The sequence below is a fragment of the Enterovibrio sp. QJM3NY_24 genome, from assembly GCF_057786035.1.
In genome coordinates this window covers 1,426,550-1,448,398 of record NZ_CM173519.1, presented here as the reverse complement: position 1 = coordinate 1,448,398, position 21,849 = coordinate 1,426,550, and the positions used below count along the sequence as shown (strand labels likewise).

General features: G+C 49.2%; 14 protein-coding genes. 6 read left to right on the top strand and 8 right to left on the bottom strand.

Features of this window, described 5'->3' with window-relative positions:
* Nucleotides 1-26: 26 nt before the first annotated feature.
* The 6 genes from AC3CIC_RS06390 to AC3CIC_RS06365 form a co-directional block, all read right to left on the bottom strand.
* On the bottom strand, nucleotides 27-1,001 hold the full coding sequence (locus AC3CIC_RS06390) for an ABC transporter permease (RefSeq protein ID WP_016958137.1): 975 nt from the start codon (nucleotides 999-1,001) through the stop codon (nucleotides 27-29).
* Complete coding sequence (locus tag AC3CIC_RS06385) at nucleotides 988-2,121, bottom strand: ABC transporter permease (protein WP_488515665.1); 1,134 nt, start codon at nucleotides 2,119-2,121, stop codon at nucleotides 988-990. The genes AC3CIC_RS06390 and AC3CIC_RS06385 overlap by 14 nt, the downstream gene beginning before the upstream one ends.
* Entirely contained in the window at nucleotides 2,118-3,662 is a 1,545-nt protein-coding gene (locus AC3CIC_RS06380) for an ABC transporter ATP-binding protein (protein WP_488515664.1), read from the bottom strand. Before AC3CIC_RS06380 ends, AC3CIC_RS06385 begins: the two co-directional genes overlap by 4 nt.
* 262 nt (nucleotides 3,663-3,924) lie before the next feature.
* Nucleotides 3,925-4,923, bottom strand: a complete 999-nt coding sequence (locus tag AC3CIC_RS06375) for a BMP family lipoprotein (protein ID WP_488515663.1) — start codon at nucleotides 4,921-4,923, stop codon at nucleotides 3,925-3,927.
* A 166-nt stretch (nucleotides 4,924-5,089) separates the two neighbouring features.
* Nucleotides 5,090-6,178 carry an endonuclease/exonuclease/phosphatase family protein gene (locus AC3CIC_RS06370; protein WP_488515662.1) on the bottom strand — a complete coding sequence of 363 codons (1,089 nt, stop codon included), beginning with the start codon at nucleotides 6,176-6,178 and terminating at the stop codon, nucleotides 5,090-5,092.
* A gap of 57 nt (nucleotides 6,179-6,235) precedes the next feature.
* On the bottom strand, nucleotides 6,236-6,736 hold the full coding sequence (locus tag AC3CIC_RS06365; RefSeq protein WP_488515661.1) for a hypothetical protein: 501 nt from the start codon (nucleotides 6,734-6,736) through the stop codon (nucleotides 6,236-6,238).
* Nucleotides 6,737-7,002: 266 nt separating this feature from the next.
* Between AC3CIC_RS06365 and mobB the strand changes: the two genes are divergently transcribed.
* The 4 genes from mobB (at nucleotide 7,003) to AC3CIC_RS06345 (ending at nucleotide 12,162) form a co-directional block, all read left to right on the top strand.
* On the top strand, nucleotides 7,003-7,575 hold the full coding sequence (gene mobB, locus AC3CIC_RS06360; protein WP_488515660.1) for a molybdopterin-guanine dinucleotide biosynthesis protein B: 573 nt from the start codon (nucleotides 7,003-7,005) through the stop codon (nucleotides 7,573-7,575).
* Nucleotides 7,576-7,759: 184 nt separating this feature from the next.
* On the top strand, nucleotides 7,760-8,215 hold the full coding sequence (locus AC3CIC_RS06355) for a methylglyoxal synthase (protein WP_016958145.1): 456 nt from the start codon (nucleotides 7,760-7,762) through the stop codon (nucleotides 8,213-8,215).
* A 2-nt stretch (nucleotides 8,216-8,217) separates the two neighbouring features.
* Nucleotides 8,218-9,411, top strand: coding sequence for an enoyl-ACP reductase FabV (gene fabV / locus AC3CIC_RS06350; protein ID WP_488515659.1), 1,194 nt, complete (start codon nucleotides 8,218-8,220; stop codon nucleotides 9,409-9,411).
* A gap of 219 nt (nucleotides 9,412-9,630) precedes the next feature.
* Nucleotides 9,631-12,162, top strand: a complete 2,532-nt coding sequence (locus tag AC3CIC_RS06345; RefSeq protein WP_488515658.1) for a methyl-accepting chemotaxis protein — start codon at nucleotides 9,631-9,633, stop codon at nucleotides 12,160-12,162.
* On the opposite strand, the gene AC3CIC_RS06340 is transcribed toward AC3CIC_RS06345, so the two are convergent.
* Nucleotides 12,159-12,455, bottom strand: coding sequence for a helix-turn-helix domain-containing protein (locus tag AC3CIC_RS06340; protein WP_488515657.1), 297 nt, complete (start codon nucleotides 12,453-12,455; stop codon nucleotides 12,159-12,161). The two genes, AC3CIC_RS06345 and AC3CIC_RS06340, sit on opposite strands and share 4 nt — an antisense overlap.
* 279 nt (nucleotides 12,456-12,734) lie before the next feature.
* On the opposite strand from AC3CIC_RS06340, the gene AC3CIC_RS06335 reads away from it, so the two are divergent.
* Nucleotides 12,735-12,983 carry a hypothetical protein gene (locus AC3CIC_RS06335; RefSeq protein WP_016958148.1) on the top strand — a complete coding sequence of 83 codons (249 nt, stop codon included), beginning with the start codon at nucleotides 12,735-12,737 and terminating at the stop codon, nucleotides 12,981-12,983.
* 153 nt (nucleotides 12,984-13,136) lie between these two features.
* Nucleotides 13,137-14,432 (top strand): permease, encoded by a 1,296-nt coding sequence (locus AC3CIC_RS06330; RefSeq protein WP_488515880.1) that lies wholly within the window; start codon nucleotides 13,137-13,139, stop codon nucleotides 14,430-14,432.
* A gap of 90 nt (nucleotides 14,433-14,522) precedes the next feature.
* Here the strand turns inward: AC3CIC_RS06330 and AC3CIC_RS06325 are convergent, their stop codons facing one another.
* On the bottom strand, nucleotides 14,523-21,842 hold the full coding sequence (locus AC3CIC_RS06325) for a cadherin domain-containing protein (RefSeq protein ID WP_488515656.1): 7,320 nt from the start codon (nucleotides 21,840-21,842) through the stop codon (nucleotides 14,523-14,525).
* Nucleotides 21,843-21,849: the final 7 nt, after the last annotated feature.

Here is a 21,849-nt window from a genome sequence, read left to right as displayed (position 1 = left end):
GCCAATCAAACCCAGCTAATCAAACGTTAGCGCTCTTTCTCGTAAGGCCGCCCAATAGATTTCGGTGCAACCGCTTTACCAATGAACCCCGCCAGCAATACCACGGTTAACACATACGGCAAGGCAGAGAACACTTGGGTTGGCAACACGCCCACAAACGGAATGTCTACGCCTTGCATCCGCGTTTCCAGTGCGGACAAAAAGCCAAACAGCAAACACGCCAATAAGGCATTTCTTGGTTGCCATTTACCAAAAATAACCGCCGCCAGCGCGATGTAGCCCTGCCCTGCTGTCATCTCTTTACCAAACGCGGCGTTTTGCGCTGTCGACAAATACGCGCCAGCCAAACCACACAGTAAGCCTGCAATTAATACGGCGCGGTAGCGAAGCCAAACAACCGAGATACCCGCGGTGTCGATGGCGTTAGGCTCTTCACCCACCGCACGAAGACGCAGCCCAAAACGGGTTCTGAACAATACCCACCAGGTCACTATCACTGCGACAAACGCCAGATATACCAGCACATTGTGTCCTGAGACCACATCGCGATAAAACGGACCTAGCACGGGCACAACATCGCCCATCCACTCTGCGCCCGGCAGTTGAGCCGGTAAAAAGCGTTGTTCTCCACTTAACGATGGTGTTTGACCGCCACGCTCAAACCACGCATGGCCGAGTGTGATTGTCATCCCCGAGGCGAAGAAATTCACCGCAAGGCCAGAAATGATCTGATCGCCTTTCTGAGTAATTGAGGCGTACCCGTGGATCAGCGCCAACATCATTGATGCCAAAATAGCAGCGGTTAAACCCAACCAAGGGTTGCCCGTCACGTAAGATACCGCTGCAGCCACAAAGGCTGAAAACAGCATTTTGCCTTCAAGACCAATATCCACCACACCAGCACGCTCAGAGAATATCCCTGCCATTGCAGCGAAAATAAGCGGTACGGCCAAGCGAAGCGTGGAGTCAGCAGAGGACAAAATCCAGCTAAACAGTTCCATTGGCAACCTCCTCACCTTTCGCGCCGCGGCGCATAAAGAAGCCTTCAACCGGTTTACGAATGAGTCTATCTAACGCACCCGTGAAGAAAATCACCAACCCTTGGATCACCATGATCAGCTCTGGGTTCAGGCTTGGCATTTCGAACTGCAACTCCGTGCCGCCTTGGTATAACGCGCCAAATAACAACGCAGCAACCAAGATACCAATCGGGTGATTACGCCCCATCAACGCAACAGCGATCCCGATGAAGCCAAAGCCGCCTGTGAAGTTGAGAATAAGGCGGTTTTGAGCGCCAAAGACCTCATTGACCGCCATCAATCCGGCTAATGCGCCAGAGATTGTCATGGCAATAATAATGATTTTCTTCGCATCAATGCCGGCATATTCTGCCGCTTCGGCGTTTTGTCCAACCACACGAATGGCATAGCCCAATCGCGTTCTGAACAGCAACAACCACACCAAATACGCAACGACGAGAGCAAGGAGGATAGACGGGTTAAGAAGTGAAAATGGCAGTTCATATCCCCAACTTGCGGCTAACTCGTAAAGTTTTGGGAATACCGCGTCAGGATTGAAGTAACGTGAATCGGTCGAGTTACCGCCATATTTGGCGATGTGCTCCACCAGCGCGTAACCCATTACCGAGAAAGCAATGAAGTTAAACATGATGGTCGTTACCACGATGTGCGAGCCGCGCTTGGCTTGAAGGTAGCCTGGAATCGCCCCCCACAATGCGCCAAAGGCCGCAGCAATAATGATGGCGAGTGGTGCCATAAGCCACATGGATAACACATCGTCCAACACCAGCATCAGAATGCCGATGCCTAACCCTGCGATATACGCTTGACCTTCACCGCCAATATTGAACAACCCCGCATGGAACGCGACAGCCACGGCTAAACCTGTAAACACAAAGTTTGTGGCGTAATACAGGGTGTTGCTTAAGCCACCATATTCTAAGTTTGTCGCCCCTTGGATCATCACACTGAACGCGGCTGTCGGGCTTTCACCGACCATCAGTACCACTAAGCTAGAGATCACCAGCGCCACGGTCAGTTGCAGTGCGGGAACCAGAAATACTTTTACCCACGCAGGGGCACTTTGCTGAGCCACACTCATGCTGCACCCTCCTCTTGCGCGGCATTCGCCATCAAAATACCGAGTTGGCGTTCATTGGTGTCTTTGGCAATCACGTCACCCGTGATTTCGCCATCCGCCAATACAATGATGCGATCAGACAAAGACATGATTTCTTCAAGTTCTGTCGACACTAACAATATCGCTGCACCCGCATCGCGCGCTGCAATCAGGTTGCGGTGAATAAACTCAATCGCACCAATATCAACGCCACGGGTTGGCTGCCCGACAAGCAACACATCCGGCTCTCGCAGCATTTCACGCGCAATAATCAATTTCTGTTGGTTACCGCCGGAGAAGTTGGCGGATTTCAGATGAGGATCCGCTGGGCGAACATCGTATTTTCCCATCATGTTGCGTGTTGCCGCTTCAATCGCCGCTGGGTTCAATAAGCCTTTGCCGTAGGCAATATCATGCTGGAAACCCAATATGGCGCTTTCAGATGCCGGCATGGCTTTCACTAACCCTTGGCGAATACGATCTTCTGGTATATGCCCCACGCTAAGTTGACGCATGAGCCCAGCATTACGCTTGGTTTTAGGTGAAAACGTTTGCTCACCTTTCCCCGTTTTTAGCGTTATCTCGCCTTCTTGTGGCGTCGTCACGCCAGACAACACTGACAACAGTTCCGACTGACCATTCCCAGACACCCCCGCAACACCAAGAATTTCGCCAGCTCGCAGGCTGAAATTTAGGTTCTTGAGACGTTTAACACCTCGGCTGTCTTTCCATGAGACGCTTTCAACGCGAAGACGCTCTTCACCGGGTGTGGCCTTGCCTTTATCAACACGAAGCAGGACTTTCCGGCCCACCATGAGCTCTGCCAATTCGTCGACACTGGTCTCTGCTGTGGTGCGATGAGCGACCATCGCACCTTGACGCATTACCGACACCGAGTCAGTGACCGCCATGATTTCTTTCAGTTTGTGCGTGATCAGAATGATGGTCACACCCTGAGATTTTAGGGTGTTGAGGATATCGAAGAACTGTTCGATTTCTTGCGGTGTCAGCACACCCGTAGGCTCATCCAGAATAAGAATGCGTGCGCCGCGATACAGCGCTTTCAAGATTTCAACCCGTTGCTGAATGCCCACCGCCAACTCGCCAACAATGGCGTCTGGATTAACGGTTAGGCCATAATCACTTTCGATTTTTTTCAATGCGGCACGCACATTGGTCGACGCCACATTGAGTAAGCTGTGCCCTTCAGCACCTAACATCACGTTTTCTAACACGGTGAACGTTTCCACTAACATAAAATGTTGGTGCACCATGCCAATACCATGAGAAATGGCGTTTTGGGAGTCTTTGATTTTAACGATGGAACCATCCACTTCGATGGTGCCGGAGTCGGCTTGATAAAAGCCATAGAGAATAGACATCAGGGTGGATTTTCCCGCCCCATTTTCCCCGACAATACCGTGAATAGTGCCAGGCATCACTTTGAGGTCGATGTCTTTGTTTGCGTGGACTGCACCAAAGCGTTTGTTGATATCACGCAGTTCTATTGCGGGGTTTGCCATGCCTGCTCCTTGGCAATTAATACCAACCAGAATAAGTATTCAGTCATTCTTGCTGGTTAAAACCCTCAATGGCGGCGTCAGAGATTTTGTAGGTAGAATAACTACTTACTTCACTCTCTTCCTTGCTCTTGACGATTTTTCCTGCGCAAATTTATGACCGCTTACTTAATCCGATTGGAAAAGAAGGTACAACGAAGGCTAGCGATACAAAACGCCCCCTGATAGGCATAAGCCAAATCAAGGGGCGAATGAGGTCGCTAAATTAATACTCGCAAGAATCTGTGCTGAAGTAATCGTGAACCACGATCTTGCCAGCAATGATATCGTCGCGGATCTGCTTAACACGCGCTTCCATTTCAGGCGTGACCAGATCTTTGTTGTACTCATCCAATGACCAGTCAACACCGCCTTCTTTCAAGCCAAGTGCTTGCAAGCCAGGGGTGAACTCACCATTTTGCGCATCGTTGAACGCATCTTGAACCGCTACATCAACACGCTTGACCATAGAGGTTAGCATCACACCTGGGTGCAAATAGTTTTGGTTAGAATCAACGCCAACAGCGTATTTACCTTCATCAACAGCGGCTTGATAAACACCAACACCGGTGCCGCCCGCTGCTGCGTAAACCACGTCTACGCCTTTATCGAACTGCGATTTTGCTAGCTCAGCACCTTTGGTTGGGTTATTCCAAGCCGCAGGCGTTGAGCCCGTCATGTTCTGAACAACGTCCGCGTCAGCCGCTTGGAATTTCGCGCCTTGCTCATAACCACAAGCAAATTTACGGATCAGCGGGATATCCATACCGCCAATGAAACCGACTTTGTCGCTTTCACTTTTCATCACCGCCAGTGCGCCAACAAGGAATGAGCCTTCGTGTTCTTTAAACACAACAGAACGCACGTTGGGGAGATCAACCACAGCATCGATGATGACAAATTGGGTTTTAGGGAATTGCTTCGCCACTTTTTCTACGATCGGAGCTTGTTGAAAGCCAACCGCTACGATTGGGCTAAAGCCACGTTGCGCCATGCGCAGCATCGCTTGTTCACGCTGGGCTTCATTAGTGATTTCAAACTCACCGTAGCTAACACCTGTTTCCGCTTTAAATGCTTCTGCACCGGTGTAGGCGGCTTGGTTGAACGATTTATCGAACTTACCACCCATGTCAAAAATCACAGAAGGCTTAAATGCCGCGGCTGACGCTGATGCTGACATCAGGCCTAAGGTAATCGCGGCTGCCAGTGAGGTGATCGTTTTCATCCTTGCTACTCCATCTATTGAACAGATCCATAGTTACTCGACCACGTTAACATTTAAGTCACAATGCGCAGAACGTTATCTTCAGCAAAGCGATGAAATCTTGAACGCTTTCACACACCGCCTTAGTTTTCAGCAGAAAACTCACCAAGTGCTAGCACAACACTCTCTAACTCAGGCAAATGTCAGCCCAAACCAGACGGTGATCTGATGTGGCAGAAGCACGAAATTTGCCAACGTCATCCAATAAAAGTGTCAATAGCTGGTCATCTGGCGCAGGCCAGAACACCCCCGTTTCTTTTACTTGCAAATCCTTCGATGGCAACACGTAGTCCAAACGCAAGCCGCGCTGATGAGTGGCTTGGTTTTTGTTTCGTACATGACGCCCACGCACAAAGTGCGCCGCTCCGCCACTTTGGGGGATAGGAAAAGGCTGAATACGCGTATCACCGATCAATTGGGCAATCACCGCTTTGTCACCCTCACCGTTTGTTGGGTCGGCATTCAAATCCCCCATCACCACAAATGATGAGCCTTCGGCCAAACCGCCTACTAAGCCCTTATCATCAACCAAATAGGGTTCATTTTTCAGGATATCGTGCAATAAGCGAATTTCATCAGCATTGCGTTTGAGGTTTCGCTTTTCTGCACCGTCGAAGACAGGTGGCGTGGGATGACACGCCACAACATGCACGGTATGTTCACCGACGATCACTGGGATCGCAACATGATTTTTGGATGACAAACGTAGCCTTTGTTCCACGGCATGATCGAAGTAATGTCGTGGCATACGGGTATTGGGCATGCTCTGCCAGAGAAACGATTGCCAACTGCGCGCATTATCGATGTCCAACGGATACTTGCTCAGCAGGATGAAACCATATTGCCCGTGGTGTCGCCCAAAGCCATGAGCACGTTCAGGCGCGGAAGAAATCTCTTCACCGTCAAACAGCGGTAACCCTGTATTGGTAGGAGGAAGGTACTGAAAGGGATACGTGATGGGGCATTGCCCATATTGCGATTGGTTTAAGTAGTGGGACTGAAAATACGCCAGCATGCCATCATCACCCCCTTCACCGTGATGATCGAACTCGCACAGAAGCAACACATCCGGTTGGCAATGTTGAATGATGGCAGCAATACGATTGAATCGCTCACTGTCGGCGTTTCTTAGCGAGCTGAATACCTGATCAGGTTGATCAGCAGACATCGCGACATTAAACGTCGCAAATCGAAGTGTGGTTTGAGGCGTTACCATTTGATTTCAATCTTCACTACACAATCAGATAGCAAAGGGTAACGCACTCAGAGTCACTTACGAACAGCTTTGACGATTAAGCACCATCGATAAGGCTTCTCTAATGTGTTTCGCGTCCGCTTCTGCCCGATGTGGAGCAGGCCCAAGCGATGCCAACGCACTCAAAAAATCCTGCCTGTCGATACCATCATGACGGTGAAGCCAGTGCCCCACCTCCGTCAAAGTAAACGTTGGCCGCATGTGCGCGGCTTTATACAATCTCCCAAGCCAGAACAAATCCCATTGGCTATCACACAATACATCGTCGAAATAACACAAGGTGTTGTTCAAATGGGTACAGACATCAAACACGGATAAGCCATTTATTTTCAAATACTCACGACTAACGCCATGTATTTCAATTTCCGCATAATCATCCCAATACTGCCATGATTCAGGAGAAGACGCTGGGTCGATCAGTAGGCTAACAGCTGCGCCATCGGGCAAGCTGTAACCAACTTCTATCGGGTATGAAGCTTCTGTAAGGCCAGATGCTTCAAAATCGAGGGTAACCCACATATTATCGCTCCGTGATAATTTAGTGTTTTCGATAGTTAGAGAAGGCTATTTGGCTGCGACAGCACAACGGGTACATCCTTATCTTACCCTGCGCTTGGTCACGTGATGCTGCCAACCAGACTCTCTTCAAATTTAGCTTTAATATGCAACGGCAGGAATGCCAACGCTAACTGTAGTGTGTCTACGTCACTGTGCACGTAATAATGTAGTACGTAATCATGTTTATTTTTGTCTTTATCACTTTTTAGAAAGTAGGCGTTAACATCATGCAATGCAACCAACCTACCCCTGTGCTTGGCTTTGCTGGCTTCAGTGGCTCAGGAAAAACAACCTTACTTGAAGCAGTTATCCCGCAACTTAAAGCTGTTGGCCTCCGTGTAGGACTCGTCAAACATAGTCATCATGACATAGAGCCGGACTCGCCGCGTAAAGACAGTTACCGTCTTCGTTACGCAGGTAGCGATCAATTACTTCTCGCGACGGCAAAACGTCACATGCTTTTTTTCGAATATCACGACAATGTAGACAGAGAACCTTCTTTGCAAGAATGTCTAAACCAGTTGGATCACTCACGACTGGATATTGTGCTGGTTGAAGGTTTCCGCGATGCGGTACTGACCAAAGTCGAAGTGCACCGACCCGCGCACGGAAAGCCGACACTGTTTAGCCATGACAGCAACATCATTGCCATCGCATGTGATGAACCATTAGCGTCATTGACAAGTGAAAGCATCACTTCGTTGGATCTCAACAATGCCGATGAGGTTGCCTGCTATATCAGACATTGGTTAAGCCATGCTCCTGACACAGAAAAATATCTGCCATATCGCGCCAAGTAACACGCAGCTTGGATTAGCACAATAAGACGATTAACCCAACGAGAGTTATCACAAAGGCCCGTTTGAACGCGACGATGTTCCATATTTAACGATCAATGTCTGGAAATGATGATTATCGTGTCGCTCAAACCAGCCAAAATCACCAGAATAAGCCTTCGTCCATAAAATGAATAAGAAGTTAGAAATGAAATCAACCAATCGTACGGTCAGCAAAAGCAAACAAATCGCACTCGTTGCACATGATCACCGCAAAACCGACCTTTTACGCTGGGTTGAAGAAAATAAAGACGCACTCTCCCACCACCAACTGTTCGCGACGGGAACCACAGGTACGATTTTGAGCCGAGAAACAGGCCTCAATATCACATCACTGATGAGTGGCCCAATGGGCGGTGATCAGCAATTGGGTGCCATGATTTGCGAAAAGAAAATCGACGTTTTGGTGTTCTTTTGGGACCCACTCAGCTCAGTGCCCCATGACCCCGATGTGAAAGCGTTACTGCGTATTGCGGCCGTGTGGAATATTCCTGTCGCCATTAATCGTGCCACCGCCCGTTATTTGATCACGTCTCCAATGATGAGCGAAGAAGTGCAGGTCGATATACCCGATTACGAAGCCTATTTAGCGGAAAGACTGTAACTATGATTCTCCAGCCTCAAATTCAGGGCGTCATCGCCCGTAATTGTCATCCTTACGGGTGTCAGGCTGCGATTAACGAGCAAATTGAGCAGGCACTGTTGCAGTCCCCGACCTCGGACATGCCCAAGAACGTGCTGATCCTCGGTGCGTCATCTGGATTTGGGTTGGCTTCTCGCATTGCACTGACCTTTGGCCCCGCGAACGCTTCAACCATTGGCGTGTCCTTCGAGCGCGGCATGTCAGACAAAGGCATTGGCAGCGCAGGTTGGTATAACAATATTTTTGTCAAAGACGCTGCGATCAAAGCAGGCCGCACCACGTCCAATATCGTCGGCGATGCTTTTTCTGATCAAACCCGTCAAATGGTGGCTGACACCATACGCACCCAAAGCGGCGGGAAGGTCGATCTGGTTGTGTACTCATTGGCAACAGGCATACGCCCTAACCCCGAAACGGGCGAGTTTTGGCGTTCATCTATCAAACCTATCGGCGAAACTGTCGAAGGTTATGCCATGGATTTCGAAAAAAACCGTCTGAATAGCGTCACGTTATCTCCCGCCAGTGAGCAAGAGATCAATGACACCGTGAAAGTGATGGGCGGTGAAGACTGGCTAAGCTGGATGCAGTTTCTCGGTCAGAACGATTTGTTGGCGGAAGGTTGTCGCACTGTCGCCTACTCTTACATTGGCCCAGAACACACGCATGCGATTTACCACAAAGGCACGCTAGGTTTAGCCAAAACGCATCTTCATCAGACCCGACATGACATTGATGCGCTGCTGTCAGGCATTAATGGACAAGCTGATATCGCGGTGTGCAAGGCGCTCGTGACCAAAGCCAGTGTGTTTATCCCAGGGCTAACCCCTTACCTATTGGCGCTTTACCGAGTGATGAAAGCCAAAGGCCTGCAAGAGGGTTGTATTGAGCAAATGGATCGGTTGTTCTATTCCAAATGGAACGACCACACAGACAGAGACGGCGAAGGGTTAATCCGCTTAGATGACTGGGAACTCAAACCGGATGTGCAAGATGACGTCGACGCACTTCTCGCAACCATGACGCCAGAGAACTTTACACAAATCAGTGATTATGACGGCGTGAAAAGTGCATTTCTTCAGTTGAATGGATTTGGTTTTTCGAGCATAGATTACGATAAGCCAGTCGATATCGACCCGTTGAAATCGCTCACACCTTAATCCTCTTTATTCCAAGTGCCGCTAGCAATCTGTTAGCGGTATTTCCCACAACAACCTAGATCCTTTTCCTTGTGCTATTTTCTAAAGAGCACAAAATGACGTTTAAATAACAACATCTTAAACAGTACGCTATGTTTTTTCGTTTTCCCGATAGCGGAGAACGGGTTAAGGGTTCCTATGTCTAGTATCTCCACTACACCTTTGTTCAGACGACTGAGCATGAAAGCCAAAATTGGCATTGTAATTGCGCTGTTGATTAGCGCAATTTCTTACCTGATGGTAGCAACTATACAAGAGAAGTTCGCTACCATTCAGCATAATGAAAAGGAACTCAAAGGCCTCACCCTCATTTGGCCCATTTACGAATTGATCACGCCAATACAAAAAGTACGCGGTAATACCAACCGTTATTTGAACGGCGATGAAAGCGTATTGTCTGATATTCGAGCCGCACAAAGTGACGTAGACAAGCGATTGATCAACATCATCCAGCTTGCAAATTCAGAAGCCATAAAACCGTACGTGGATATCACCAACGAGTTAAACCTTTTCAACATCCAGTGGGAAAACCTCAAAAGTATTGAGTTTTCCGGCAAACCTCATGATGTTTTTCAACGTTATACCGACGCAGTAAAAGAACTGCGCCAACTGCTGACTAGCTTATCAAATAAATCCAATCTGTCGTTTGATACTGAAATCACCAGTTCGTATCTCATTACATTTGCAATCAATTTTGCCCTTCATCAACAAGAACTCATCGGCATTACAAGAGGGTTAGGATCAGGCATGCTCGCAAAACTGGAGTCCGGCTCAGACGTGAGTTACCAGACCAGAAATAACTTGACCAAGGTGGCTGCTGGAATAGGGATGAATGAAGTATCTTACCAACTAAAGCAAGTGTTTCTGGCTGATTCACGAATAGACATTGCGCTACGCAATTACGCCAACACCACAGAAGAATCCATTAATCAGTTTTCTAGCAATATGCTGATATTTCTTTCTAGTGGCGAAACAGTTATTACATCAGAGATGGCTTGGGACCAAGGCACCAAGGCTATTTCAGATATACGAACGTTGGTATCAAGCTCGCTGCCGTGGATTAATACCGTTATCAACGAACGCATTGCACGCCAATACCAGCAATTTTTTTGGTTAATATTGACATCTAGCTTGGCGGTCATTCTCGCCTTATCTTTCGCTGCGTGGATATTGAGAGACCTCACCGTAAAATATGAAGAAGAGAAAGAGGCCGCAAAGCGTCTCACTCAAATCAAGCAAGCCTTAGACAATGTTAAAACCAATGTCATGTTGGCAGATCAGAATCATGAAATTATTTATCTCAATAATTCGGCTCAATCGCTTTTTAAACATAACGAAATGGTAATAAGAAATGCCGTTGTTGATTTCGACGCCAACCATTTAATTGGGACAAACGTGTCCCAATTTCAGAGTGCAGATTGCCTCAAAAGCGCCTTTTTAACGTCGTTATTACAGGCTCACTCGGCCGATATTCAAATAGAGGGCTTATTCATCAATCTCACGGTGACCCCCGTTGTCGACGATGAGATGCAGCGTATTGGTACTGTGATTGAGTGGCTTGATATCACTAACGAGCGTATTTCTGAGCAAGAAATTAAGCACCTTATCGACAACGCTAAATGCGGTGGTTTAAGTTCCCTTATCGAGACCGGAGACAAAGAAGGCTTTTTCCTTTATGTCACCAATGGGTTGAATCAACTCATGGAGATCATCAACAGTGCGTTGATAGAAACGGGGCGTGTTTTTGACTCTCTTTCCAACGGAAAACTGAACGTCGAAATTGAAGGCAATTACCAAGGAACCTTTGAAAAGCTGCAAAAGGATGCCAACCAAACCACCCAAAAGCTGGATCAGGTCGTGACCAATTTACGCGATTCAGCCGACAGTGTCTCGTCTGGTGCTCAAGAAATTGCAATCGCCAACCAAGATCTCAGTAAGCGTACCGAGGAACAAGCGTCAAACCTTGAAGAAACGGCAGCCAATATGGAGCAAGTCACGGCAACGCTATCAGCCAGCTCTGAAAAAGCTGAATATGCCTGCATTCAGGCTCAAAATGCCAATGAAAAAGCCAATGCGGGTGGAAAAGTGGTGGCTGCCGCCATAAAAGCCATGGGAGATATCAACCGTTCTAGTCGAAGAATTTCAGAAATCATCAGCGTGATTGATATCTTAGCATTTCAGACCAACCTCCTCGCCCTAAACGCCTCAGTTGAAGCGGCAAGAGCGGGTGAACAAGGCCGAGGATTTGCCGTTGTTGCAGGTGAAGTTCGCTCGCTTTCGCAAAGGTGTGCCACTGCCGCGAAAGAAATAAAAACGCTGATCGAAGACAGTGTTCATAATGTCGAGTCTGGCTCAGAGCTCATCAACCGCTCAGGCGAAACATTGGAGGAAATTCAAAAATCCGTTAATGATGTCAACAACATCATCATCCAACTTTCGGAAAATGCCCGTGAACAGGCAATCGGTATTCAGCAGGTTAATACTGCCGTTTCGCAAATGGATGTCATGACACAGCAAAATGCTGCCATGGTTGAACAGACGGCGACAGCAAGTGCAACCATGGCCTCTCAGGCGAAATATATGTTGTCACTTTTGTCCTTTTTCTCCACCAAAAACGCGCGGATTGCTTCACACGACGGCGTGTCACAGCCCATTAAAAGACGGCGAAAAAAGAATAGTAAAGAGGACGATTTGGAGTGGGACGAGTTCTAGTTTTCCGCACAGGGGTAGTCAAGCAAAGCACGTATAACGTGAACATTCTTGACCACCCAATCAGGATTAATGGCACCCCAATTGTTAATACGATAGCCACCGTTTTTGCTCGCACCTACAAATTCGGCGTCAATATCGAGCTCGGCTAAAGCATCAATCGTGTCTTGCGCGGTGCGTCTTGGCATGCCTGTTTCTTTGATGATAGCGGGTACCGTATTCACCCCTTGATCAATAAGATGCGACACCAGTAAACGGCGATAAAAACTGGTTTTGGTTTTACTTGGTTTACTCAAAAGGCGTTCTCCTTGGCGATGAATGCCAAGTGTAAACTTTCGGCTAAGGGTATACACAGCTTTCACTCGTTTTAAGCTGTTTTAAGCCAAATAGTGCGTAGTATTTCACGCCGCGTAACGCCTTGTTGAAGGCCGAACCAATATCACGCTCTTTGAAATCCGCCTTTCACGCCTCATTAAATAACACTTACCGATCTCAGCATTGACACGTGATTACCCCTTCAACAATGGCAGATGCATGCCAGACTTCTTGATGAATTTCTTCTCAGGAGAACTGCCATGGCGCAACAAAAAACCAAAGTATCCACTCATGAAACCATGGAACATGCCTATGGTGACGACGTAGAGCACAAGCACAATAAAGACCATATGGAATATCGTGATCATGAGCCAAGCCACGGGCACCACCTCCACGGCGGTGTTGATACCCACAAAGGCACACACCATCATCACCGCACCACACACCACCACCATCATTACTATGGCCCTGTCACCATTGTGATGGGCTCGGAAGAAGACGAAGAATAACCTTGTAGCAAAACAGGTGAGAAACTAGATACACAGCCCGTCACATTTGGCGGGCTGTTGCTTTTGTTGATAAAGAATCTTTTGTGATACACGTGGTGATCAAGACGTCCACTACCCTTTATTCCAATTAGCCAATAGACGGGGAAAGCAATGATGGACGGCGAACATTCCAACGTTATTTTTCACTTCATTGATGTGTTCTTCAACATGATATGGCAAATCTACTGGCCGTTGGCGTTTGGGTTGATTCTCTCTTCGTTTATACGCAATTGGCTTCCTGTGGAAACCGTCGCCAAGCACTTGGGTAGCACTAGCGCAAAAAGCCTCGCTTTCACCACCTTGCTCGGTGTCGTCTCGTCGTCTTGCTCTTATGCCGCCGCTTCGCTTTCTCACACCTTGATGATAAAAAAGTCCACCATCGCCAATGCAATGGCCTTTCTGGTGTCGAGCACCAATTTGATCGTGGAAATGTTTATTGTCTTGGTCGCCTTGCTCGGTTGGACATTCTTTTGGGGGGAAATCATCGGTGGGCTTATTTTGATTATGACCGTCGCCTTTTTGTTTGAGCGCTTTTTCCCCAAAGATGTTGAAGCCGAACTCCGTCAGAAATTAGAGGATGACCAAAAACCAAAATCCAGCGAAGCAACAACAACCATGAGTGACTGTGGCATGGATATGTCAGCGATGAAGCACGAAGGCCATGAACACATGGACATGGACAAGCCCGCTGACAAACATGCAGAAAGCGACTGCGGCATGGACATGTCTAACATGAAGCACGAAGGCCGCAAGCACATGGATATGGACATGGACATGGATTCCATGCCGTCCCACGCCCCGTTATCGCCCACCATGGCGAAAATCAGTAAATCGGCAGGCTTTTTTCATATGGATCTGGCCATGATTGGCAAAGAGATTCTGATTGGCGTGGTGGTGTCTTCAGTGCTTATCGCCATTGTGCCGCTTGACGGTTGGCGCGCTTTGTTTATCAGCAGCGATGTGAATATGCCTGCATGGCTGCATTCCTTCCTTGATGTGATTATTGGTATTTTCGTCGCCATGATCGCGTATGTCTGCTCTGTCGGTAACTTGTTGCTGGCGGCGGCGCTTTGGCATGGCGGCATTTCGTTCGGTGGGGTTATCGGCTTTATTTTGGCAGATGTGCTGACCATCCCTATGATGCGGGTATACCAAAAATACTATGGCACTCGCCCCACCAAGTGGATGGTCGGGCTACTCTTTGTCGGTATCTTATTTACCGGTTTGAGCATCGATGCGATCTTTTCTGGATTTGGTGTTGCGGTATCGAGTGAAACACTCAGACCACTGATCCAAGATGGTTTCGGCCTGAATTTCACCACCATCATGAACCTCATTTTCATTCCTCTTTCTATTTGGTATTACCAAGTCGGAAAGAAAGCCAACGCAGGCATGGGAATGAACATGTAAAAACATTATTCAGCAAAAAGCGGCAGGCACTCTTACTCTTGCCGCTCACCGTTAAACCTTCAATCATTTATTCAGCAAATCACGTCAGTCTTAGTCGATGTAGAGTTGTGATTGCAACAGCATCGCATCCAAAAGCATGTTACTCACTTCGCCATCTGTTTTACCCACAGTGTCCAATGAATAGGCCGATGTCATGTCAGACACACTAAGGTTGTCGATAACAATCTGCTGGTCAATGTTTCCATCACCTTCACTTGAAACATTAATCAGCACGTGACCTGCGCCGTCATCCAACACCGAGAGGTAAGCGTCTAATGACGTTTCACTTTCATCCTGAAGGAGGTCAGACAGATCGATGGCATCAACCAATACATCAAAATCAGTAATATGATCGATACTTGTGCCCGTCTGTCCCTCAATGTCGGCATGAAGAAAACTAAACGTATCTGCACCGCCGCCGCCAGAGAGTATGTCGTCGCCTTTGCCCCCGACGAGTAAATCATCACCGAGCCCACCATCCAGAACGTCCGCTCCGCCGCCACCGAAAATCGTCTCATCCGCTACGCTGCCGGTAAAGCTGTCGTCCGTATCCAAACCCGCGAACGATATAATTGGATCATCCACAATGCTGACGGTGACTACCGCATTGACTGATTCTGAACCGTTGGAAACCGTGTATGAAAACACCTCCGTTTCGTTGCTACCATTACTCGCAGACGTCAGTTGAAATTGATATTCGCCTGCACGGTGAACGCCAAAATCTTCGGTATAAAGCGTGAATTCACCATTATCTGTGCCAATGGCAATGATCCCTGATGCATTCGGCGTATACGTTGACCCATCCCACACGACAGAATCTACTTGAGCATCGCCCGTAATACCCAGATCGTTCTCCAGCACGTTGCCCACGCGGTAATGAAGGTCTGCCCCGTATTCTGAGCCGTAGCTCAAACTCGATTCATAAACAGAGACGACATCAGCAACCGCGGTCATTGAGGCATCGTGTGTAATAGAAAGTACCGCAGTGTCAGAATCACCATCGTCATCACCGAGCGTGTAGGTAAACAGCTCGTTAGCAAATGGCCCGCCACCAGATGCAGATGACTCAAAGCTGTAACTACCGTCAGGGCTAATAATCAATGTACCGAGCGCCGCAGCAATGGTGGTTGGGCCGCTCACAAAATAGGTGGTACCGTCATACAATACTGACGTGACTTTTGCGTCGGAGCTTGCCGAATCTTCGCCACCCGTATCAGAAATCACATTGCCGTAAATTAAGCCCAGTTCACCAACGCTATCGCTGTCGTCAATGGCGTCGACATTCTGATCGGTAACATCAAGAGCAACTTGAGTCCAAGCGCCATCGCCAACGCGATAATAGAAGCTGTCTTGTTGCGTTTCAGACGCCGTATGATCTAACAAAGGCGCTTGGTAGGTGAAAGAACCATCGGGATTCACCGTCACCGAACCGCCTAGGGTTGTCACGAATGTGGTCGCACCATTTACTGTTGCCGCCCCCGTCCCTGACGCATCGGTCGCCACGTCAATGGAATTGTTGGTGTCTCCCGTATCGTTCGCAAGCAGACCTGAAGAGGCATCAACAGTGAGTGTGTTTTCTTCACTCACTGTGTAAGTGTCCGCCACCGCCGTGAAATCATCCGTGAGCGTAATACCAAACGTATTGATTGAAACATGCCCTGACGAATCAACCGCTCGCACCGTGACAGTAGGATAAGGGTCGGTTTCAAAATCCAGCTTAGAATTATCTCTGATTGTCACTTGGCCGTTTGTCGAATTTATCTGAAATGCGCCGTTGTGATCATCAATAAGCGAATAAGACACTGAGTCTTTATTCGTTGAAAATGAAATGGGGTAATTAGACGAAAAATCTTGGAAGTGAAGGCCACTGGATACATTAGATGTTTGTCCATCATAGGTCACCTTAGCCCATACGTCCGTCCCATTCGATATAGGTTGATTATAGTTAGAGCCAGTGGCATAAACCGTTCCGCCAGTGGCCACGACGGTCGATATCACTGTCCCTCCAAGATAAAATGTAACGGTCGCCCCAGAAGGTATACCATTGGCATGAATCCCAGTGACATGGCTGCCACCATGTCCATGCCAACGAACCTGTGTACTATCAATCCAGCTTCCAATACCTTCCGGATCGGCGTACGCCGTTAACCCGACATAGGTTCCGTTTGCCGCACTTTCACTCACTGAATTGGAACTTCCGTTAGAATCGGTGACTGCGCCTATACCCGAGCCATCCGTTTCCGCAGTGACATCAATGGTATATTCTTTGGCGACTGAACTGCCGTCCGCTGAGGTTGCAGTCACTTCAATCGTGACTTGGGGCTCTGTCGACGCATTCAACAAGTTATGATTCGCCACAGACACTTGCCCAGTCGATGAGTTAATACTAAACGCACCGCCATGGTTGTCACTCAAGCTATAAGTGACGGTGTCACCATCACCATCAACTGCTTGCGCTCTGAGGTACACATATCCATTACTGGCATCACCTGTGAGATTTTGCATGTTATCAATGTCGGTGAGTTCGCCAATTCCGCCATCAATCACATTGATGTCAAAATCTCTTGTGCTGCTACTGCCATCGCTTGAAGTGGCGAGTACGCTGACGGTTTGGGTCGTACCCGTCAGTGCACTCAGGTCTGCCGCGACGGTCACGACACCCGTTGATGGATCAACCGTAAACAGTCCACCAGCATTATCCGTTAATGAATAAACAATGTTGTCACCGTCCGCATCAATAGCGGAAAGGTCGATGCCAACCGTTGAACCTATGTTGGCAACGTCTGAAACCTGATCCGTATCAGTATCCGTGTCAGTGATGCTACCGACGCTCGCGTCTGTATCCCCATCTACGGCATTGGCATTAAGCACATCAATGACATAAGACTGGCTGCTAACACTGCCATCGGTAGACGTCGCCTGAACCACAATGGTGTGTTGTTGTGCTGTTTCGTAATCTAAGTTCCCCGCAACGGTAACAACACCGCTGGTAGGGTGAATCGTAAACAAGCCGCTTGCGTTGTTACTTAATGAATAACTGACGGTGTCTGTGGCATCACTGTCCGTTGCATTTAACGTCAACCCAACGGTTGAACCAATCCCTGCGTTCTCCGATATTTCACTGTTTGTGGCATCCGAATCAGTAATAGCCGTAACAGAGAACTCGCTTTTATCATCCGTTAGGTTAATGGTCATTGTGTGCGTTGTGCTGCTGCCATCACTCGACGTGGCTTGCACCGTGATGTTATGGCTCGTCGCTGTTTCATAATCCAATGCACCGGCCACCGTGACTTCGCCCGAGTCGGGGTCGATGGTGAACAGACCCCCTGCATTATCAGTTAGGGTAAACGTGATGCTATCTGAGCCATCACCATCGACCGAGTTGAAGGTCACCCCCACGCTGTCGCCTATCGCTGCACTTTCCGAGACAGTGTCTGCCGCTGCGTCCGTGTCGGTGATCGCCGTCGCAGTGAACTCCGACTTGTCGTCGGTCAAACTGATGATGTAGCTCTGGTTTGAGGTAGAGCCGTCTGTCGACGTCGCCACCACGGAGATCGTATGACTCGTGGCGGTTTCATAATCCAGTGCCGCCGCTACAGTCACAATGCCGCTGCTGGGATCAATCGTGAACAAGCCGCCTGCGTTATTACTCAAGGAATAACTCACCGTGTCACTGCCATCACTGTCGGTGGCGTCTAAGTCCAGCCCCACGGTGGTGCCAACAGTGACACTCTCTGACACCACACTGTTGGTGGCGTCAGTATCGGTGATCCCCGTGACCGAAAACTCACCTTTGTTATCGATCAAATTGATGGTCATGGTATGGGTCGTGCTACTGCCATCAGTCGACGTGGCTTGCACCGTGATGTTATGGCTCGTGGCAGTTTCGTAATCCAACGCGCCTGCCACCGTCACTTTGCCCGAGTCGGGGTCGATGGTGAACAGACCCCCTGCATTATCAGTTAGGGTAAACGTGATGCTATCTGAGCCATCACCATCGACCGAGTTGAAGGTCACCCCCACGCTGTCGCCGATTGCTGCACTTTCCGAGACAGTGTCTGCCGCTGCGTCCGTGTCGGTGATCGCCGTCGCAGTGAACTCCGACTTGTCGTCGGTCAAACTGATGATGTAGCTCTGGTTTGAGGTAGAGCCGTCTGTCGACGTCGCCACCACGGAGATCGTATGACTCGTGGCGGTTTCATAATCCAGTGCCGCCGCTACAGTCACAATGCCGCTGCTGGGATCAATCGTGAACAAGCCGCCTGCGTTATTACTCAAGGAATAACTCACCGTGTCACTGCCATCACTGTCGGTGGCGTCTAAGTCCAGCCCCACGGTGGTGCCAACAGTGACACTCTCTGACACCACACTGTTGGTGGCGTCAGTATCGGTGATCCCCGTGACCGAAAACTCACCTTTGTTATCGATCAAATTGATGGTCATGGTATGGGTCGTGCTACTGCCATCAGTCGACGTGGCTTGCACCGTGATGTTATGGCTCGTGGCAGTTTCGTAATCCAACGCGCCTGCCACCGTCACTTTGCCCGAGTCGGGGTCGATAGTGAACAGCCCCCCTGCATTATCAGTTAGGGTAAACGTGATGCTATCTGAGCCATCACCATCGACCGAATTGAAGGTCACCCCCACGCTGTCGCCGATTGCTGCACTTTCAGAGACAGTATCTGCCGCTGCGTCTGTCTCGGTGATCGCCGTCGCAGTGAACTCCGACTTGTCGTCGGTCAAACTGATGATGTAGCTCTGGTTTGAGGTAGAGCCGTCTGTCGACGTCGCCACCACGGAGATCGTATGACTCGTGGCGGTTTCATAATCCAGTGCCGCCGCTACAGTCACAATGCCGCTGCTGGGATCAATCGTGAACAAGCCGCCTGCGTTATTACTCAAGGAATAACTCACCGTGTCACTGCCATCACTGTCGGTGGCGTCTAAGTCCAGCCCCACGGTGGTGCCAACAGTGACACTCTCTGACACCACACTGTTGGTGGCGTCAGTATCGGTGATCCCCGTGACCGAAAACTCACCTTTGTTATCGATCAAATTGATGGTCATGGTATGGGTCGTGCTACTGCCATCAGTCGACGTGGCTTGCACCGTGATGTTATGGCTCGTTGCTGTTTCGTAATCCAACGCGCCTGCCACCGTCACTTTGCCCGAGTCGGGGTCGATGGTGAACAGCCCCCCTGCATTATCAGTTAGGGTAAACGTGATGCTATCGGTACCATCACCATCGACCGAATTGAAGGTCACCCCCACGCTGTCGCCTATCGCTGCACTTTCAGAGACAGTATCTGCGGCTGCGTCCGTGTCGGTGATCGCCGTCGCAGTGAACTCCGACTTGTCGTCGGTCAAACTGATGATGTAGCTCTGGTTTGAGGTAGAGCCGTCTGTCGACGTCGCCACCACGGAGATCGTATGACTCGTGGCGGTTTCATAATCCAGTGCCGCCGCTACAGTCACAATGCCGCTGCTGGGATCAATCGTAAACAAGCCGCCTGCGTTATTACTCAAGGAATAACTCACCGTGTCACTGCCATCACTGTCGGTGGCGTCTAAGTCCAGCCCCACGGTGGTGCCAACAGTGACACTCTCTGACACCACACTGTTGGTGGCGTCAGTATCGGTGATCCCCGTGACCGAAAACTCACCTTTGTTATCGATCAAATTGATGGTCATGGTATGGGTCGTGCTACTGCCATCAGTCGACGTGGCTTGCACCGTGATGTTATGGCTCGTGGCGGTTTCATAATCCAATGCACCGGCCACCGTGACTTCGCCCGAGTCGGGGTCGATGGTGAACAGCCCCCCTGCATTATCAGTTAGGGTAAACGTGATGCTATCTGAGCCATCACCATCGACCGAGTTGAAGGTCACCCCCACGCTGTCACCGATTGCTGCACTTTCCGAGACGGTGTCTGCCGCTGCGTCCGTGTCGGTAATCGCGGTTGCAGAAAACTCCGACGTATCATCCGTAAGCGCAATATTAAAGGTTTGGCTTGAAGTCGTGCCATCCGTGGACGTCGCGATTACTGTAATGTTGTGATTCGTTGCGCTTTCATAATCCAACGCACCAGCGACCGTCACTTCACCTGTCTCCGGATCAACAGTAAACAAGCCTCCAGCATCGTCAGACAATGCATAGCTAATGGTATCTGAACCATCGCCATCGGTTGCTGAGAACGTTATCCCAACCGATGTGCCAATCACTGAACTTTCAGAAAGAATATTCGCTGCCGTATCCGAGTCTGACACGGAAGAAATACTAAATTCCGTGTTGTCATCAGTGAGGGCAATGGTGAATGTCTGCGTTGATGTGCTGCCATCTGTCGATGTGGCCGTCACTTCGATGGTTTGTGATTGCGCGGTTTCGTAATCAAGCAGTGAGCTATCAACAACCGTAACCTCACCGGTTTCACCATCAATGGCAAATGCGCCATTTGCATTGTCAGTCAGCGTGTAAGTAACGATATCGCCATCTTCATCGGTTGCTGATACAAACAAACCGGTGGATTCGCCGTTGGTTGCGCTCTCGAAAATGCTGCCTTGACCGCCATCGGCTGCACTGATGGAAGAGAGGGCATTATCCGTGTCCCCTTCTTCCGGTGAACTGTCGGTGATATTAATCGTGAAGGTTTTGGTGGTGACTTGGTTATCTTCTGAAGTGGCTGCCACTTCTATGGTGTAGCCAGTGGCAGTTTCGTAATCCAAATTTCCCGCAACGGTGACAACACCCGTGTCAGGATCAATCGCAAACAATCCACCTGCATCATCCACCAGCGTAAAAGTGACGTCGCCGTGCCCATCGGCAAACTCCTTGGCCACTGTAATGCCGACTTCATCCCCAATTTGGGCGTTTTCACTCACTGTATTTTCGCCGCTGTCCTCATCCATCACTTCGGACAGCGGGGCCATTCCTTCTAACAAGGCAAGTTGCGCAGCTGAAAGCCCGCCGCTACCTGAAGTGTCAAAGCCGGCCATTTCTGATGCCCACATGCCCCGCTCTAAACAGCCCTCGATGATGGAAAGAGGAAATCGTGTCGACCCGTCTGGCGCAATTTGTTCACTATTTTCGCCTGAACTCGGAGACGTTTTAGCCATCATCTCATCGACATTTTTAAAACCAAATGTTGAACCTATCGCATCAAAGGCTTCTTCAGCAGGGGAAGTTAAAATGGGGGATGGACCAGACTCTTCAAGGACAAATACAGTTGCTAGACTGCCCGACTGTATATAATTGCTGCTAATGTTCGAAGCGAGCATGTTGCCATCATGAAAAGCAACCACCACATCTCCGACGTTTCCAAAATCGCTTTCACTCACAACACGAAGTTCACCTTCGGGGGAAACTGCAAACATACTTTCA